Genomic DNA, 14,266 nt, shown 5'->3' with positions numbered 1-14,266 from the left:
CCATATGAACAAATGGCAGGTTGCGGGAAGCCGCCAAATGCCGCTGGGCATCTGAAACTTGTCGGATTGCCTTGCTGATTGCGACCGCAGGAGGTCACTCATCGTTATTCCACTCTCGGAAGGCTACTACCCATTTCGAGCTGCAAAGTGGATGGGCATATACGAACGCAACAGTCCAGCGCCGACGATCAGAAGCACGATGTCAACGAATAGGCCGCCAGGGGTGGTCCGGGAAACAAGCAGGTGACAGGCCCCCAACGCGATCAAGGCCAAGGCAAGTGCCAGACGCAGGCCGCGGGCGCAAACAGGGGCTGGTAAGCGCAGCATGCCGAAGCCGAGCAGCAGCGCCAGCGTGGCGCCAAGCCACGTCCACAGCGCCGTCGCGGTGGACGGTAGCGCAATTGCCGCCAATGCCGCCAGTACCAGGGCAAGCGGCTGGCCCCAGGCCACGGCCGCCCATAGGCGCTCCCATTGCGGCACCGCCCTCCCCTTGTCGCGCCGCCGCGCCAGCCAGATCGTCACTCCGCTCGAAGTGACGACACACAGCGCCATGCCGAGCAGGCCATAGATAATCCGCACAGGCAGGCCGCCATACCAACCAAAGTGCAGTTGGCCGATACCGCCCAGGATTCGCGTGCCCGCTGCCAGATCGTCCGGGTGCTGGTTCTTTACCACCCGACCTGCGAGATCGAAGCTCGTCGTGTCCTGCGGCACCAGCAGCCGGTCTCGTTGCGAGGTGACGGTAACGCGGACATCGGCACGACCGGCGTTCTCGATTGTCAGCTGGTGGGGCTGGGCGCCCGGAGCGCGGCGGCGCGCCTCGGCCAGCAGTTCTGACACGGAGGGCAACGGCGATGGAGTAGCGTTCACCGCCGGAGGCGCATCGATGAAGAGGCCATAAACCTTCGCCGTGTCGCCACGGTAAAGCAGCATCGCCAGGACGCCGACAATCAGGGTGCTGAGGCCCAGCAAGGCCCCGGTCAGCGCGATGGTGACATGGAACGGCAGCGCCCAGATGCCAAGCCGGTTGTGCAGATCCGCCTCCTGCAATCGCCGGGAGCCGCCGAGCCGCAGGTGGAACGCGTCCTTGAATACGCGGGGGTGTGCCAGAATGCCCGAGACGAGCGACGATAGCAAAGCCACTCCGGTGAGCCCGACGATGAACTCACCCCAGCTGCGCGGCAAGTGCAGCGCGATGTGGAGTTTCAGGATAAATTCGGAGAATGCCGCTGCCTTCTCCACCAACCCGCCTTGCGCATCCACCGTCCATTCGCGCTCGAAGCTGGGGGAATAGGCGACGATCGTCGCGCCCGGTTCCTGTTCGGATGGGAGCGTGGCATAAAGCGTGGTTCCCGCCGGGGCCTTGCGGGCTGCTACATCCAGCGCGCGGGTCATGACGGCATCGTCGATGTGCGTTGCGGCCGGGGCGGCGGGCTGTTCCCAGCGCTCGAGATCATGCACGAATACCGCCAGCGTGCCCGACAGGCACACCAAGTAGATTACAGCGGCAAAGGCCAGCCCGAGAATACCATGCCCGCTGAGCACCGCGCGCACGGTGGCGGGTGGCAGCGGCCAGCGGCTCTTGGCCTTTCCAGCGTTCCTGGCCTTGTTCATGCCAATCCTCGCACTGCGGCAAGGGCGAAGCCTGCAACCGTTGTTCCAACCAGCACCGCCACGGCGCGTAAAAGGCGTTGGTCCGCGAGCGTCCAGGTCATCGCCAAAGCCCAGCCCAGGGGCATCAGCAGCCCCCCTACGATTATCCGGGTGCGCGGGTCGCCGGGGGCCCACGTCGCGTAGCAGAAGGCGATGCCCATGGCCGCAGCCATCCCGAGCGGCCCGGCTAGCAGGAATTTGAGCACCCCGCGCCATGCGCGCGAGGGGCCCTCAAGCGGCTCAGGCGCAAGCATGTCACGCGTCGCCCTCGCGGTGCGCACCACCCGGCCTTGGGCGACGATGCCCAGCGTGCCCAGGGCTATCCCCGCGATCGCCACTGCTCCACCTTTCACCGCGCCTGCCGTCCACGCGCTGAGCAGCAGGGTGGCAAGCAGCACGATCCAACCCGCGCCCACCAGAGCCGCGCGTTCGCGGGTGCGCTCGGCCCAAGCCCGCCGCAGCAAGACTGCGCCTCCCGCACCGCCCGCCACACCGACCAAGGCAACGGTCAGCATCAGAAATGCGCCTCGATGCCGCCGCCAAACGTCTGCGGTTCGCCCAAAATCGCTCGGCCGGTGCTCGGGAAGTCATACTGCCGGTACTTTTCGTCCAGCAGGTTGCGCGCGAACGCGAACAAGGTGACCTGCTCCAGCTCCCAGCCCAGCCGTGCGTTGACGATCGTGCGGCCAGGCAGGCGTCCCTGCACCTGCGTCACGCCCACGTCACTGAACACCGGTCCGCGGTAGCTCGCGTTCAGGTTGGCCAGCACGGGCCCAACCCGCGCGTTCACGCCGCCCGCGACCGTCCAACGTGGCGCATAGGGGAACTCCGAGCCGGCAAGGTTGATCGTGCTGGTGGAGCCGGCGGGCAAGGTGAAATCGTCGAACTTGGTGCGAACGTGGCCGACCGAGGCATAAACGTCCACGGCCCGGCTGATCCGGCCCTGAGCCTCGACCTCGAAGCCGTAGAGGTGCGACCGGCCCGCATTGACAGTGTTGTAGTCGAACTCGTTCAGGCCGAAAAAGGCGTTCGTCTGCTGGTTCTTCCAGTCGACGTAAAACACGTTAGCGTTCAGCGTCAGACGACCGTCCAACCAGCGCGAACGCAACGATCCCTCGTAGTTCCAGCTGAACTCCGGATTGTAGGCCACCAGCAGGGCGCGTGCCGGGTTCTGGCTCGACCCGCCCGAGCGGTAGGCGCGCTGCACGATCAAGGTGGTGCTGATGTCGGGTGTCCATTCCATGCTGATCCCCGCCTTGGGCAGAAAGGCGTCGAACGTACGCGCGTTGCTGGCGCGGGCCGAGTTCGCGCCTTGCACCAGGCCGAGCACGCCTTGGTTCACCGCCGAAATTGCCAGGAACAGCGGTGTCCCTGCAGCGCTGAACTCGGCAGGGTTTGGCAAGGTGCCGGCGAACGTCGCCACCGTCTCCGCGGTGTAGCGGTTCGCCTCGTGATCGTAGCGGAAGCCGCCGATCAGCGAAAGCCGGTCGGTCAGCTTATAGCGCGCGTCGCCGAACAGCGCGGCGGTGCTCACTCGTTGAGGGGCCTCTGCCGCGTAGGCGACCGGGATCACCGGAAGCGCGTTGGTATAGAGGTTGGCGATCTGTGTCGCAGTCGCGGCGGGGAAGCCGCCCCCGCGCAGCAGCGCCGCAATCGTCGCGGTCGGCGTGTTGATGTTAAGTCGGTTGGCCGCAACCAGACCACCGGTGCGCCGGTAGGCCCAGGCGCCCAGTACCCCGCTCAGCCGCTCGCCTTCGTAGTTAAGCCGGAGTTCCTGCGTCCAGGTGCGGAAATCGTTGGTGTTGTCGACGACCTGTAGGTCGGCTGCTGTACCATCGGTGTCGATTACCGCGCGGGTGTGGGTTTTGTTGAACGAAGTGATGCTGGAGAGGCGCAGTTCCGGCGTGATCGTGTAGCCTAGGTTGAGCACCGCAATGTCGGTCTTGATGTGCCCTCGGCTAGGCGCATTGCCGGTCGAGATGCGATTGTCGAAGAAGTCGGGCACGTCGGTGCGCGCATATTCGTAGAGATAGCCGCCGTCGCGCCGGACCCGATTGTAGCTCGCCTGCACCTCCAGCCCCGGCAACGCACTGGGCGCCCACTTCAGCTTGCCGCGCAGGTTGAGCGACTCTAGCGCATCGTCGTAACCGCCGCGGGTGACGTTGCGGATCAGGCCGCGATCGTTGCGCCGCTCCGCCGAGAGCCGTAGGCCCAGTTCATCCTGCACCAGCGGGCCGCCCACCGCAGCGGAGAAGGTGCGGTCGTTGTGCTCGCTCCACAGCACCCGGGCGTCGCCGCCGAACTCGGTAGTGGAAGCGTCGCGCGTGGTGAGAACGATGGAGCCCGCCAAGGCGTTCAGCCCCTGGATGGTGGACTGCGGCCCGCGCAGTATCTCCACCTGCTGGACATCCCACAAGTCCGTGGGCCCACCAAACAGTGCCTCCCGCGGGATCGGCGCCCCATCGACGTAAACTGTCGCAGTGTCGGCATTGCCGCCGGCGCCCACGCCCTGGTTGTTTATACCGCGGATAGTGAAGCCCGCCGCCCCGTAAGTCTCGGACACGTTTCCCGTACGGTTGTAGACGTCCTGAATCGTCAGGATGTTTTCCTGCCTGATGCGCTCGGATGTGGTCACTGCGACGCTGGTAGGCGTATCCTGCAGCGTGCGGTTCGACTTCTCTCCTGTGACGACGATATCGGGGTTCAACGGCGCTTCCGTCGCTTGCTGCGCGTCGGCCGCGCCGGCCCAAAACATCACGCACACCAGTGCCGGAATATGGATTCTGCTCATTGTTTCCCCCTGGAAGTTAGGCCTCCTTGTCGTTGATGCTATCGCGAGTCAATCGCGATGAATGCCTCAACGTGTGGCGAAAGCTGGGCCCGAAGCTAAAATGCCAGTGCTGCCACGCAAGGCGGAGGGTAGCCTGGCAACCCTGAGTTGCGTTGACATCGTCGACAAGCCAGAGCTTGGCGGCGGCGAGCGAGAGGAAGCCGAGGAAAGAGGCCGCAGTTTGTCGTACCGGGGTATGTTGCGTCGGGATTGCTTCAGGCGGTTGAACAAGCGCTCGACGTGATTGCGGTCGCGGTAGCGCCGGAAAGTCGCAGGCGGGCGGATCTCGACGGTTCGCCTTGGGCGGGATGATCGGCAGAATACCGCACCAAAGCAGGTCTTCGCGCACGGCGTCACCGTCGTAGCCCTTGTCGGCAAGCACGGCATCGGGTTTGAGCGCGGGCACGGCGCAGTAATCGGAAAACTGCGCCGCCGGTGAGGACGAAGCCAAGAGGGCGCCGCTAACCGCCATAGTCGGGAATAGTTATGCCGTGACCTATGACGACAGCTCTATATGCTGAAAACTATGGAATAGCGCGTGCCCAGCGTTCTCGGTATAAAACCACGCGAATGGCAAGAACAAGACGGGTAGCACTATCGTGAACATTCCCGATCTGCGGTCGATTGCATCCGATATCGAGGTAATTCTGGCGCGCCTCGACGACCTCAAATGTCACATCGCCGCAGTACATATCCAGGCCGGGTTGGACGCGGTCAGGGACATGGTCGACGAGGGCAACGTCGTTCAAAAAGACTCACGGCCGAACGAGGTGTGACAAAAACTAGAGTTGTAATGGATAAATTTACAATCCTTTAACCCTCGAATCCTTCCTTGTCGGATTACTTAGCCTCAATCGTAACTGAGAGGAGGGTTCATGCCGACAGCGACCGCAGAAAACATTCGGTTAGATGAATCTTTCGACCCGCAACAGGATGACCCGGCGTTTCAATTGCTCAATCGACGCCAGGCCGAAGGACCAACGTCAAGCAGCATCACATGAAGCTGACAGCGATCCTTGGGATAAACCACTCTGGCCATCGCCAGCAACTGCCCGATCCCGAACTCAACCGCTATTCAGTTGAATTTCAACCCTCGTTTTGCCCTGCTCTCCATGGACCAAAGGCTCTCAATATCAGTATGTGAAACCCAGCGAAATACCCCAAGTCCTCGCGACCTCTCGGCTCGCGAAAGCGAATGGCCCAGTGATGACTTTTCGATAGAGACGTCCGTCGTTATGAAACGCATTCTGGACAAAGGCAGAAAGGTTCACCGTCTTGCGGTCGCCGAGTTCATGACGATAGCCAATCGATGCATCGACCGTGGCATAGGCATCGATGAAGTCACGGTTGAAGCCAGTTGTATCGCGAATGATCGACGTGGCGAACCTGTCCGTCCATTTGTAGTTCGCGTTGAGCAGTATTTCGCCGCCTGTAGCCTCCAGCGGAATGGTCGCGTCGCCGCCGAAGCTGACTGACCACTTGGGGGCATAGCGCAGGTTGCGCTGGTCCTTGACGTCCACCCCGGCCGACAGGAACTCATCGTACTTGCCGTCTATGTAGCCGACCGCCGCTCGCAGGTTCAGCCAGTCGGCCGGCGCCAGCTGGAACTCTCCCTCGAAACCCTGCAGCGTTGCGGAAGATGCATTCTGTACCTGCGTCTGCGTGATGAGCGGGTTGATCGGTGAGGCGGTTATGACCTCCTCCTGCTTTTCCTTGTATTCGGCGCGAAAGACGGTGATGTTGGCCCTCGCCCGGTTTTCCCAGAAAGTGGTGCGCAGGCCCGCCTCGTAGCTGTCGACCGTTTCGGGCTGGTATGGCCCGATCGCGGTCGTCACGGTCGCCCGGCTGTTCCAACCGCCCGAACGATATCCGCGCGACCATCCCGCGTAGACCATGATGTCCGGGGTGAACCGGAAATCAAGCGTGACGCGCGGCGTAAACTTGCGGAACGTCACGGAAGGGTCGGCACATGGTCCATACAGTGACGCCGCATCGGGGCACTGGCCGGTTATCACGCCCGTCACAGGATTGCGGAAGCGGATGTAAAAGTCCTTCTTCTCATGCGTATAGCGCCCGCCGACGGTAAGACGCAGCCGGTCCACAGGCTCGATATAGGCTTCCGCATAGGCTGCGTAGGCATTCAGATCCTGCCCGGCATCGAAGAACTGCGAGCGCGTGCCCGCGACCTCGACCGTCTGGACGAGATCGAACTTGGATTTCATGTAGTAGAGCCCCGCGACGAAATCGAACACGCCGCCGAAACTGCTGATTGCACGCACTTCCTGGCTGAACTGGCTGGCCTTCTGGTCGCGTTTCGACACGAAAACGTGGGCGCCGTTCGCCAGCGGCGCGGCGCCGGTATTCTCGATGTTCAGGCCGTCCTTCTGCCTGGTGTAGTTGGTGATGGATTCGATCGAAATGCCGTCGATCACGTCGAGTTTGGCATTCAGGGTAACGGCGGTGTGCTGGAGCCGGGCGTAGAACGGGTAATCGTCAAGCGCGAGCTTGTTGCCGCTGTCGGCGATCTGCTGTCCCTGGGTGCCGATGCAGGCGCCGAAGGCGATGCAGAAGGTCTGGTTCGCGGCGGAAATCGGCACCAGGCTCGGGTAGTGCGAGCGGTCCTGGATGCGGTCCACCGACAAGGTGGCGTCGAAGGCCGAACCGGGATTGAAGCGCAGCGCGCCGAAGATCGAGTAACGATCGATGCCGTCCTCGCGCTTGCCGTCGCTGATGCGGCGGGTGAAACTGTCGCTGCGTTCGCGGTAGCCGCCCACCTTGAGGCCGACCGTGTCCGCCACGATCGGGATGTTGGCGATCGCCTTGTATTCGCGCACGTTGTAGCTGCCCACCGTGACCTGGCCCTTGAGGCCCCAGTCCATCGTCGGCTTGGTGCGCTTGATGCTGATGACGCCGCCGATGGTGTTGCGGCCGAACAAGGTGCCCTGTGGGCCGCGCAGGACTTCGATCGCCTCGATGTCGAAGGTGTCCATCATCGCGCCAGTGTTGGAAGCCAGGAACACCCCGTCGACCGAGACGGCCACGGCCGGCTCGAACGCGCGGTCAAGATCGCCGAAGCTGATGCCGCGGATCGAGGCGGACATGCCGCCGCCGGTGAAGGGATGGCGGCCAAGCTCCACGTTGGGCATGAACTTCTCGATGGAATCGACGTCGGGGATGAAGCTGCGTTCGATCATCGCGGCATCCATCGCCGCCACCGCGACAGGCACCGTCTGGAGCGATTCCGAGCGCTGGCGGGCGGTCACGATTATCTCGCCGATGCCGACGGTCTTCTCCTCCGCCTGCCCCTCTGGCGGGGACGCCGACTGCGCCCGGGCGGGCGTTGCGGACAGAGCCAGGACGCTGGCGGCGAGCAGAAGGCCGTTTTTCATCTGAATCATCTCCCCTTTTTTGTTGTCGTTGTATCGGCGATGCCCGGATCAGAACCCGGCCGGCGCGCGTAGTCGTTCCTCGCCGCCGGTCAGGCGGTCGGATTCTGTTTCACAGCGGTAAAGTGGTCTGTCCTGCGGCCGGCCTTGTCAGCAGCCGGACCATTGCGGCGGCCGTTTCTCGACGAAAGCGCGCGGCCCTTCGACAAAGTCGTCGGTCAGCATCAGGCGCTCGAACGCCTCGCGCGAGGCTTGGATCGATGCGCTTTCGGGCACATCGGCGGCGCTCCGCGCGACCTGCAGGCTTTCACGTACCGCCACCGGCGAATTGGCGCAGATCGCACGGGCGAGGCCAAGCGCGGCGTCGATCACTTCACCTTCCGCTACTACCCGGTTGACCAGCCCCAGCGCCGCTGCGCGCGGTGCCGCGATAGGCTCGCCGGTGGCGATCATTTCCAGAGCGATGGCGCGGGGCAACTGGCGCGGCAGGCGATAGATGCCGCCGGCACCCGCGATCAGCCCGCGCTTCACTTCCGGAAGGCCCAGCACCGTGGTGTCCGCTACCACCCGCAAATCGCAGGCGAGGGAGATTTCCAGCCCCCCGCCCAATGCACTGCCCTTCACCGCCGCGATCCAAGGCTTGACGCGGACTGCCTCGACGAAGCCGGCAAAGCCGCCGTCGGGCGTGCTCAGATCATCGCCGCGCCCCGCCGCCACTTCGGCAAGATCGGCGCCGGCGCAGAACGTGGGACCTTCAGCCGACGTGATGACCACCGCCCAGATGGCGGGATCGGCCTCCGTCTGCTTGACGATCGCATCGATCGCTCGCGCCACGGCGCCGTTGACGGCGTTGCGCTTTTCCGGACGGTTCAACGTGACAAGGCCGATGTGCCCGTCGACGATCTCAAACAGCACCACGTCATCAACCGTATCGGTCATGTATCTCTCTCCAAACCCATCGCTTATGCGGCACGGTCGCGGCGCGAACGCGCCAGGCTGTTCTGGTGATTTCCCCAAGCGGACTGCGCTGCAACGCAATATCCACCCATCCTCTTTGACGTAATCGAACGCGCCTGTTTGTGCGACGACTGGTTATTCCTGAAAGGATATTGCCCGGAGACGCCGTCGTCTAATATGTTTCACAGGACGCTTGAGACGAATTTCTTATCAAGGTTCGCGGCTACCGATGCGCGCGCCACGTCCCACAGCCCCCGAACAGCGGGGCGATCATCGTTCTCGCGCCGGACGAGATGCAGGGCGAACGTGAAGTCCACTTCCCGGAACGGCACCACCGTAAGATCGGGGTCCGGGTTGGATTGGGCGTGCCATTCGCTGATGAGCACCGGGACATGCGTGCGCACTGCATGACGGCGAATCCCGCAAAGCGACGATTCCGGCAGCGCGACGATCTCGATGTCGTGCTCCGCCAGCCTTGGCGCGATGCTGTCGTAAAACGCAGGATTGATGTTACGGCGGAAGCTGGCAACCTGCCGCCCCCGGAGCGCCGAAAGCGGCACGTCGTCGCCCCATTCGGCCGCCTGGTCATGCTCGGCCAAGATCGCCCAGCGATAATGCGCGATATCGATGACCTCGCATCCCGCCCGCTCGAACGGCCCCACGGTGAAGGCCATGTCGATCTCGTGGTCCAGGAGGGCGTCGAGCAGTTGCGCGGACCACGCGTTGACGATCTCGATCTCCATCCGGGGATAGCGGCCCACGAACAAATCCAACAGCGCGCCGCGCGCCGGGATCTCGGCGGAAAAATCGGGGGCACCCAGTTTCAGCGACAGCGCCTGATAGCCCCGGATGTCCTTGGCCGCGTCCCCGGCCTGGAGCGCCGCCTCGACATAGGCGCGCGCCGGTTCGAGAAACGCCTTGCCCTGCCGCGTCAGCACCACGCCGCGATTGCGGTTGCGAAAGAACAGCGGGAAGCCGACCTGGTCTTCCAGCTTGCGGATCTGCACCGAAAGCCAGGGCTGCGCGACATGCAACGCCGCCGCCGCACGGGTGAAGGAGAGCGCGTCGGCAACCGCTACGAACATGCGGACCTGCCGGATATCGATATTCGTCATCTTCCACGCTCCCTCTCCATGCGCCGGCGTTGTTCGCGGCGTCCGTTCAGTCTTTCACGCCATCAGGGCGAGCCCCAGATAGCCAGCCCATCGGGCCCGGTGACGACCTGCCCCGCTGTGCCGACCGGCTCGGTGTCGCCCGCCATCAGGAAGGCGATCGTCGCCGCATCGGTTTCCGGCACCCGGGCGATGAACCGCGCGCCTTCGGGCGTGCGGCCGACGATCGTCGCATGCCGGGGGCTGCCGTGCCGGTCGAACGGGATGGTGTAGGTTTCGATGGTGCCCGGCCCGGAATACTCGGCCAGAAGTTCAGGCGCCGCGCCGCGCCGTGCATCGGCAAGAGGCTGCACGTCATAGTCCTGCGGGAAGGTCCCCGCCGGCACCGGCTTGCGGCTGAACACCATCGAGTGACTGTGCGTGGCATAGCCGCCATTGGCCACGATCAGCCCATAATAGCCGCCTTCGCGCAGCTTCCCCACCATGCGCGCGGCGGCGTGCATCATGCAGTTGCCGATCGGTCCTCCGCCGAACGTGAGGCCGCCATAGACCGAGCACGGCTTGTCCAGTGGCCAGTCCAGCACGCGCCGGGCCAGCTTGGGCACGATGGGGAAGCAGGAATAGAGTTCGACGTGATCGATGTCGGAAGCGCCCAGCCCATTGCGCTCCAGCGCCGAAAGCACCGTCGTCTCCAGGCTGACGGCGTGGGTGTAGCTGTCGCGCAGCAGGAAATCCTCGTCCTCGTGCGCGGCGGCGCCGGCGCCGATATAGACGAAGCGGCTTTCGTCCACACCCAGTTCGCGCGCCTTGGCGAGACTGGCGACGATCACCGCAGCGCCCATGTTCACGCTGGAATTGGCTACCATCATCTTGGTGTAGGGAAAGCTGACCATGCGGTTGTCCGGCGTGGCCGTGGCGATCGCCTCCGCGCTCACCGGCTTGCGGATCCACGCATAGGGGTTGGCCGCCGCGACTGCCGCGAAGGCTTCGCCAATCCTGCCGCTTTCCGCCTGCCCTTCGGCCAGCGTCTGCCCCCAGGCCGCGCGGGCAGCGTTTTCGTAAAGCGGGTAGACGTCGATCGGAGTGAACAGGCCATGCTTGCGTGCCAGCGGCTTGGCGTTAGCTTCTGCGACATCGGCAATGGAGCTTTTCGGCGGCTCCTGCCCGGCCGCTATAGCCGCCTGGGCGCGTTTCGCGGCAGTGCGCAGGGCCTCCGCGCCGACCGCCGCTGCAATGGATATCTCGCCCCGCCCGATCAGGTTGGCCGCATCGTTAATCAGCTTGATCGGGCCGTCGCCGCTGGCCTCGTGGGTCTTGAGAAGGCGCGAAGGGCGTTTGCCGCCGCCAGCGACCAAACGCTCGGCCAGCCGCTCATGCGGGGCCGGGTCGGGGAAGGATATCTCGTCCTCCACCCCCAGCCAGTCCAGTGCATCGAGCACCGAAACGCCCGCATCCGCCTCAGCCGCCTTGAGGGCCGCCAGCATGAGATCGAACGCATCGAGTCCGTCGAGATCGTTCGCGGGCCGGTCCAGCACTTCCCCGATACCGATCAGGACCGGCACCCTCGTTTCATCGACATTGGAGTTCATGCATCTTTCCTTTCCAAGACTTTGCTTGTCGGCGACGCAGAAAATTCGAGTCTTCCATCTGGGCACATTTCCAAGGGAGCACCGCGCCAAAGGCGTTTTTCCCTGTCATCCTGGAAATCGGCGCAATGCCGCAGCCATCGCCCGGTACTGACGCGGGCGGCCTGTCGACCTTCGTATCCTCTCCTTTATCGTTGGCGGGATGCTAATGGCCGGTGTCATTGGAAGTCAAATCTGCATCATCCTTTGTCTGACTGACGTTTGTGTTAGGTTTTCAAACTGACCATTGCTTCGCCGCGTCCTTCGCCCTCGGCCAGCATCCGGGCGATCTCGGGGGCCACGCCCTGCAACACGTTCGAGGCGAACAGGCGTTCGATTTCATCCGGGGGCAGCGCCAGCCAATCGCGCATTACCTCCGCGCTGTTCTCGCCCATCAGCGGGGCAGGCGTTGCCGGCAAATCGGCGATGTTCGACGAAGGGGCATGGAACCTCTCGGCAAGAACCTCTTCGGCAAGATGCGGGTGTTGCTCGGCGCGGAAAAGCCCACGCTCGCGGAAGTAGCCGAACTCGGGAAGGTCCGCGATCCGCAGCATCCGTGCCGCCGGAACTCCCCCCGCCTGCAAGCGCCGCATCGCCGCATCGGAGCCCTGGCGGCCGATCCACTCGGTCAGATCGCACTCGATCGCGGCCCTGTTTAGCAAGCGGCCATAACGATCGGCATATTGCGGCAGAGTGGCCCAGTCGTCACGGCACAGCACCCGCGACAGCGCCTGCCAATCGCGGTTGCCCCGAACCGTCACGACGCACCATTCGTCATCGCCGCTTGCCGGAAACACGCCCCAGGGCGCATCCGAAGGTGCGTCCCAGTCGTCCACTCCGTTCGCCAATCCCACGATCTCGGGCGCAAAATGATCGAGCATGACTTCCATCTGCGAGATCGAGGCCGTCCCGCCCCGGCCCGTGCGCAGCCGCCGCGCAAGCAGCGCCAGCGTCGCGATCGCGCCATAACGCGCCGCCGCGTGGTCGGGGTAGATAGTGACACTGTCGCTGAAGGCCTCAGCGTCGTCAGGATAACACCACTTGCGCGTCAGCCCAGAGGCGGCGCGGACCAGCGGACCATAGCCCATCCGTCCGGCCCACGGCCCGTCTGCTCCGAACGCGCTGCTATCCACCATGACGACGCCGGGATTGAGCGCGTTGATCGCCGCGTAATCGAAGCCCAGCGATTCCATCGTGCCGGGCTTGAAGTTGGAAAGAATAACGTCCGCCTCGTCCGCCAGCCGCAGGAACAGCGCCTTGCCCTCGGGATGTCGCAAGTCCAGCCCCAGGCTGCGTTTGTTGCGATGCCCCGCCGCAAACCCCACCGAAAGGCCGGTCGGCAGGTAGGAATGGCGCGTACCATCGGGGAACGATGCGCTTTCGACCTTGATGACATCGGCGCCAAGATCGGCCAGTAGCCGGCTCTGCTCTCCACCCACGACGATCACGCCAAGGTCGATCACCTTCAAGCCTACCAGCGGCTGCGCCGGCGTCGCGCCATCAGGCCGGGAAAATGGGACATGCCGGGTAGGCGCGGCGCTGTGTACGTGACGGTCGATGCCGATCACGCCGCGGGGCATCCGCACCTTGTGGCCATCGGGCAATTCCACTTCACCGATGACGCCCCGAGCCGTCACATGATCGGTCGCAAGGCATTCCGCCAGCGAAAGCACGCCTGCAATCGGGACGCCATGTTCGGCCCCTTCCTGCTCGAGGTCGGCCTTGCGCCGGTCACGGAAGAACTCCGCCATGGCCTGTGTCAGCGCGCCGGATTGCTGGCGCACCTCCAGGCTGTTGAAGTCGGCTGAGGCGAACTGGGCGGGCGACCCCAGCCAGCGGAACATGTTCTGCCACTGGCGCGGCGCCAGCAGGCACACCCGCACTTGTCCGTCCGCGCAGGGAAAAATGGGATAGAGCATCCCCGGCACCGGGCGTCCCGGCGGCAGCAGCTTCGCGGACCGCCCCAGCGTAGCGCTTCCGGCCAGCCCGAACCCGGGATCGAGCGCCTGCACCGCTCCGTCGAGCATCGAGAAATCGATACGGTCGCCGCGCCCTGTCAACTGCGCCGCATAGATCGCTGCCATCCCGACATAGGCCGCCTGCGTCATCGCGCAGTCGAACGCCAGGCGCCCCGGCGGCAGCAGCGGCTCGCGCCCCGCTACGCCCGACCGCGAAAGCTCGCTGGACAAGGCGTGGAGCACCGGGTCGGTGGCCTGCCAGTCGGCATAGGCGTTGCCGGTGCCGAACATCGAGACCGTCATCAGGACACAGCGTTCGGGCACGGCCTCGTTCGGAAAATCCAGCTCCGTCGGTCGGGGGTAAGGGACAAGGACGAGTTCGGCCTGCTCCAGCATTTCGCGCCACTGCGCCGATCGTTCGCCCGGCTCGTGCGGCAGCGTGACCAGTTCCTTGCCCGCATCGGCGACGGCGTGGATGATCGCTTCCCTGCGGTCCCCGGCGGCTCGCTCACCGCCCAGCGGCCTGACGCGTATCACGCGGGCGCCAAGGTCAGCGTAGGGGCGGCTTAGCGCCTTCACTGTGCCGTCCAGCAGGTCCAGCACGACCACCCCCTCAAGCGGCCGAGAAGCGCTTGCCTCGGCGGCCGGCGCCATCATGAACGGCACCAATGGACATGGTTGCGCTGCATCCCGTTCCCCGATTTTCGTTGTTATCTCGCTGCGAAGAAACATCCGGAAAGGGGGA

The 14,266-nt window shown here is 64.3% G+C and carries 10 protein-coding genes; 1 reads left to right on the top strand and 9 read right to left on the bottom strand.

The features are described from left to right. Positions 1 to 126 precede the first annotated feature (126 nt). From V474_RS16370 to V474_RS16355, 4 genes are read right to left on the bottom strand one after another with little or no spacing between them, the layout of a single operon-like run. Positions 127 to 1,614, bottom strand: a complete 1,488-nt coding sequence (locus tag V474_RS16370) for a PepSY-associated TM helix domain-containing protein (RefSeq protein WP_059152498.1) — start codon at positions 1,612 to 1,614, stop codon at positions 127 to 129. Further along, the gene (locus V474_RS16365; RefSeq protein WP_082699825.1) at positions 1,611 to 2,168 is read right to left on the bottom strand and encodes a hypothetical protein; all 558 of its coding nucleotides are present in this window, start codon (positions 2,166 to 2,168) and stop codon (positions 1,611 to 1,613) included. The genes V474_RS16370 and V474_RS16365 overlap by 4 nt, the downstream gene beginning before the upstream one ends. After that, positions 2,168 to 4,444 (bottom strand): TonB-dependent receptor, encoded by a 2,277-nt coding sequence (locus V474_RS16360; protein ID WP_082699824.1) that lies wholly within the window; start codon positions 4,442 to 4,444, stop codon positions 2,168 to 2,170. The genes V474_RS16365 and V474_RS16360 overlap by 1 nt, the downstream gene beginning before the upstream one ends. 16 nt (positions 4,445 to 4,460) lie before the next feature. Then, on the bottom strand, positions 4,461 to 4,955 hold the full coding sequence (locus V474_RS16355) for a hypothetical protein (protein WP_201786051.1): 495 nt from the start codon (positions 4,953 to 4,955) through the stop codon (positions 4,461 to 4,463). Between the two features lie 127 nt (positions 4,956 to 5,082). Here V474_RS16355 and V474_RS26245 point away from each other — a divergent pair, with 127 nt between their 5' ends. Further along, a complete protein-coding gene (locus tag V474_RS26245) occupies positions 5,083 to 5,259 on the top strand; it encodes a hypothetical protein (protein WP_169795083.1) in 177 nt (58 codons plus the stop codon). A gap of 357 nt (positions 5,260 to 5,616) precedes the next feature. Here the strand turns inward: V474_RS26245 and V474_RS16350 are convergent, their stop codons facing one another. The 5 genes from V474_RS16350 to V474_RS16330 all read right to left on the bottom strand — a co-directional run bounded on the left by V474_RS16350 (position 5,617) and on the right by V474_RS16330 (position 14,178). After that, complete coding sequence (locus V474_RS16350; protein WP_059152496.1) at positions 5,617 to 7,872, bottom strand: TonB-dependent receptor; 2,256 nt, start codon at positions 7,870 to 7,872, stop codon at positions 5,617 to 5,619. Between the two features lie 147 nt (positions 7,873 to 8,019). Further along, positions 8,020 to 8,808 carry an enoyl-CoA hydratase-related protein gene (locus V474_RS16345; RefSeq protein ID WP_059152495.1) on the bottom strand — a complete coding sequence of 263 codons (789 nt, stop codon included), beginning with the start codon at positions 8,806 to 8,808 and terminating at the stop codon, positions 8,020 to 8,022. Between the two features lie 200 nt (positions 8,809 to 9,008). Beyond that, the gene (locus tag V474_RS16340) at positions 9,009 to 9,941 is read right to left on the bottom strand and encodes a LysR family transcriptional regulator (RefSeq protein WP_059152494.1); all 933 of its coding nucleotides are present in this window, start codon (positions 9,939 to 9,941) and stop codon (positions 9,009 to 9,011) included. A gap of 62 nt (positions 9,942 to 10,003) precedes the next feature. Beyond that, complete coding sequence (locus V474_RS16335) at positions 10,004 to 11,527, bottom strand: acetyl-CoA acetyltransferase (protein WP_059152493.1); 1,524 nt, start codon at positions 11,525 to 11,527, stop codon at positions 10,004 to 10,006. 263 nt (positions 11,528 to 11,790) lie between these two features. After that, a complete protein-coding gene (locus V474_RS16330; protein WP_236711293.1) occupies positions 11,791 to 14,178 on the bottom strand; it encodes a CaiB/BaiF CoA-transferase family protein in 2,388 nt (795 codons plus the stop codon). Positions 14,179 to 14,266 lie beyond the last annotated feature (88 nt).

This window comes from Novosphingobium barchaimii LL02, from assembly GCF_001046635.1.
GTDB lineage: Bacteria > Pseudomonadota > Alphaproteobacteria > Sphingomonadales > Sphingomonadaceae > Novosphingobium > Novosphingobium barchaimii.
This window is presented reverse-complemented; position numbering and strand designations above follow the sequence as displayed.